The 3,092-nt window shown below is 62.4% G+C and carries 6 protein-coding genes; 5 read left to right on the top strand and 1 reads right to left on the bottom strand.

Going from position 1 to position 3,092, the window contains the following annotated elements; all coding sequences use genetic code 11:
- Positions 1-477 (bottom strand): hypothetical protein (locus A3736_RS00885; protein WP_156501898.1); only part of this gene is annotated, 477 nt, incomplete at its 3' end.
- Between the two features lie 166 nt (positions 478-643).
- Between A3736_RS00885 and A3736_RS18210 the strand changes: the two genes are divergently transcribed.
- The 5 genes from A3736_RS18210 to A3736_RS00865 form a co-directional block, all read left to right on the top strand.
- Positions 644-874 carry a helix-turn-helix transcriptional regulator gene (locus tag A3736_RS18210; RefSeq protein ID WP_082851230.1) on the top strand — a complete coding sequence of 77 codons (231 nt, stop codon included), beginning with the start codon at positions 644-646 and terminating at the stop codon, positions 872-874.
- Between the two features lie 42 nt (positions 875-916).
- A complete protein-coding gene (locus A3736_RS00880; protein WP_067678038.1) occupies positions 917-1,153 on the top strand; it encodes a hypothetical protein in 237 nt (78 codons plus the stop codon).
- Between the two features lie 305 nt (positions 1,154-1,458).
- On the top strand, positions 1,459-1,683 hold the full coding sequence (locus tag A3736_RS00875) for a hypothetical protein (RefSeq protein ID WP_067678035.1): 225 nt from the start codon (positions 1,459-1,461) through the stop codon (positions 1,681-1,683).
- The gene (locus A3736_RS00870) at positions 1,680-2,087 is read left to right on the top strand and encodes a hypothetical protein (protein WP_067678030.1); all 408 of its coding nucleotides are present in this window, start codon (positions 1,680-1,682) and stop codon (positions 2,085-2,087) included. The genes A3736_RS00875 and A3736_RS00870 overlap by 4 nt, the downstream gene beginning before the upstream one ends.
- Positions 2,088-2,254: 167 nt before the next feature.
- A partial coding sequence (locus tag A3736_RS00865; protein ID WP_156501897.1) for a hypothetical protein occupies positions 2,255-3,092 on the top strand: 838 nt, incomplete at its 3' end.

Below are 3,092 nucleotides of genomic sequence, written 5' to 3'. Positions count from 1 at the left end.
CGCCTTGACCTGTTCACGTCCGCCGCGCGTATCGAGCTCCCAGAGCATCGCCTGCAATCCATCGGGTGTTGGCACCGGGGCGAGCAATGAAACCTCGCCTTCGATATTCGTCCAGCCGCCGCCAAGGCGCTCGTAATTCCTAAGCCAGCTTTCCGGCTCGAACGTGCGGGACGGGGCGTTGCCGTCGAGCTGGCGAAGGCCATTGATGACTGCGCCGATCATGGAAACATCGGGGAGGCTGTCAGGATCACGCCAAGCAATCTCGGCCAGAACGCGAACGTCGCCCACGGTCTGCGGCGTTTTGTTGAATAGACGGCGCTCGGCTGCGGCCATAGCTTCCATCGCGCGGCCTTCGTCCTCGCGGCTGGTCGTTTCGACCGGCATTGCCTCAAGGCGATCGCGTTCGCGCAGATATTCGGTCAAAGCTGCGTCAAAGCGGCTTTGCTGGCGGGTGGTGGAGGTGGTAGTCTGGTCCATAGTCGTTCCCTCTAGTCAGGGTTTCGATGAGACCGGGTGCTTGAGGTTGCCGCCTCTGCGCTCGGTCGTTAGTTCCGATTGGCCTAACGCTAATCGTTATGGTTAGCGATATTGCGCCTGTCAACGCTTTTCGTTATACCTAGCGCAAATCGTTAGGAGACTTGCGTTGACCCCTTCGCTCTGCCGTGCCGCTCGCGCTGCCGTGAACCTGTCGCAAAACGAATTAGCCCGAACGGCAAATGTCGGGCCTTCGACTGTGCGGAACTTTGAGGCCGGTCGTTCCGTGCCGATCGCTCACAACCTTGGAGCTATTCGAGACGCGCTGGAAAGCGCAGGGGCGGTCTTTACCAAGTCTGGGGAAGTGGCCGAGATTGAGAGCGTCGGCGTTCATGAGTGATTTGCGCTAGATGGCGGGCACGCTGTCTGATAGCTTTGGCACATGCCCGATCCCGGCACCCTTTATGATCCTGCGACGGTCGCCATCGCCCTTGGCGCGCTGGCGGGCCTATTTGCCGCGAACGAGTGGCGCAAAGTGTGGAGTTCGATTGATACGACGGGCCATGAGGTAAAAGGTCTGCGACAAAGCGACCTCAAGGATGCGGCGCTGCTTACAGCTCTTGCTCTCTTCCTCGCTTGCGGCGGCTATCTGTTCGGGGAAATCGTCGGGCGCATCTGATGCTGATCTGGCAAGGGGCAAAGTCCGTTAGCGATCCAGTCCCGGCCCGATATGCTTAGGCCGCTGGCCGCACTTCTCGCACCGTAGCCGCATCGCGATCCCGTCCAGGCTGTGAGGGGACCAGCCACGTTCCTCCACCATATCGAGCAAGCGCCTTGGGTCGATGAGGCGCACCCTCCCGCATTGGCATTCGACGCGCACGCTGAACCTATGGCGGATAAAATCACGTAAGGATCGAAGGTTCTTGCTTCCCATTGGCGAGAACATGCCGGGAACGACTGATTCGGGCAATCGGCGTCCGACACTTGACCGACGCGCCTTTCTGTGATACCGCCAGCCCCGTGATTGGCAATCGCCGGTCGCAACCCATCGTCGTGATGACAGAGGGAAAGATTATGCAGACTGCGCGCATCTCGTTTCGGGCCAGCCCTGCCATCTCGGCGGAGCTGGCCCTTCGTGCATCGAAAGCCGGTTGCTCCGTCTCCGAATATCTCCGCGCTGTGGTGCGCGAGAAGGTCGGTTTGAATTGACCGCCCCCGCAAAGCCTAACCCCTACGCCGCTCTGAAGCGGGCCGCACAAGGCAATCTTGAAGCGCAGCGGGAGCTTGCCGCCATTGGGCTCGCCGGGTTCGTGGACGGGGACCTGCAAAGCCTGCTCGACGGCCTGTGCTTCGCCCGGCTGGCAGCTTCCCACGGTGGGAAAAATGACCGGGGCCTTCTGCTGCAAATGCTCGCCCTCGCCAGTGACAGCATCCCGCGCGAAGAAGCCGAGTATCGCGCCAACTTGAATGGTGAAGCCATCGCTCTCGTTTCGACCATGGCCGACGAGGGCAACGCCGATGCCGACGAATGGCTGGCGAGGATCGTCAGCAATTCCGCACCTGAAAACGTAGCGATCGGGCAGGCAATCAGCCGCCTGATGGCGAGCGCCTAAAGCCCTTGGGGGGAACTATGACTGCAATGCCCGTTCGCGAAAATTATCCCGGATCGCTTTCCGTCGCGCCTCCTCCTCGGGGTAGGCCGGGCCTGTTCGGTTCTCGCCGCAGCTTGCTGGCCGCAATCGATCCGAACGGCACTCCTGCGCCTGAGGGTGTGCCAGCAATGGCCATGGCTGGGGAACAGGCGGCGATGCCAGCGGGTCAGGCAATACCAGCGCGGGGGCTCGGCAATCATTGGTCGGTGGCCTCGGACGGCTCGACGCTGGGGGCGAACATCGAACGCGCACCGCAACGCGCTGTGCAACAGGCTGGGCCTCTCGGCGCCTCGATGCGCCAGCCGTTCGATTACGACGCCGCGATGAAGGCGATGGTCGGCGAGTATAAGAAACCGAAGGATTGGCAGGTTGCCTTGGCAATCCTGGGCGATGGCCTTGCGGGCGCTGGTGGTCGGCAGGGCTTCGCGGTCCAAAACATCATGAACCGCCGGAACGAGTTCGCGCAACGTCAGCAAGAGGCGGCAGAGAAAATCGCCGGATGGCAACACGACGCCTACGAGCGCCAGAGCGAAGCCGATCTGCGCGCAGCCAACCCCTACACGATCGGTCGTTCGCGGCTGGCCTACGATCCGGCGACGGGCGAGACGACGGAGCTTTATCGCGGTCGGCAGGACGGGGAAATCTACGCCGATAGCCTCGGCTTCGAGCGCGGGTCGGAAGAATGGAACGCGGCGCTTGAGGACTATGTTCTTCGGGGTTCGGGTCCGTCCGCTTTCGAACGCGATCTAGCCATGGACGACGCTCGCACCGCCAATGATCGGGGCCTTGAAGCCTATCGCCAGGACAACCGCGTCTCGCTGGAAAACCTGCGCCAGTCGGGTCGGGCGGCGATGGAGGGCACGCGCCAAGCCAATCGCATGACGTTGCGCCAGACGCCTAGCGCTGGCCGTTCGGGCGGGTCTGCCGGTGGGAGGCGCACCGCGACCGACGCGAACGGCAATCGGA

Source organism: Erythrobacter sp. HI0063 (genome assembly GCF_001635685.1).
Classification (GTDB): domain Bacteria; phylum Pseudomonadota; class Alphaproteobacteria; order Sphingomonadales; family Sphingomonadaceae; genus Qipengyuania.
Note: the sequence above shows the minus strand (reverse complement) of the source record. Positions and strands in the feature narration are given on the sequence as shown.

What these genes read in the sequence shown, in the direction of transcription:
- A3736_RS00880 (WP_067678038.1), top strand. Translation starts at nt 917, where the DNA reads ATGCCCGATCCCGGCACCCTTTATGATCCTGCGACGGTCGCCATCGCC.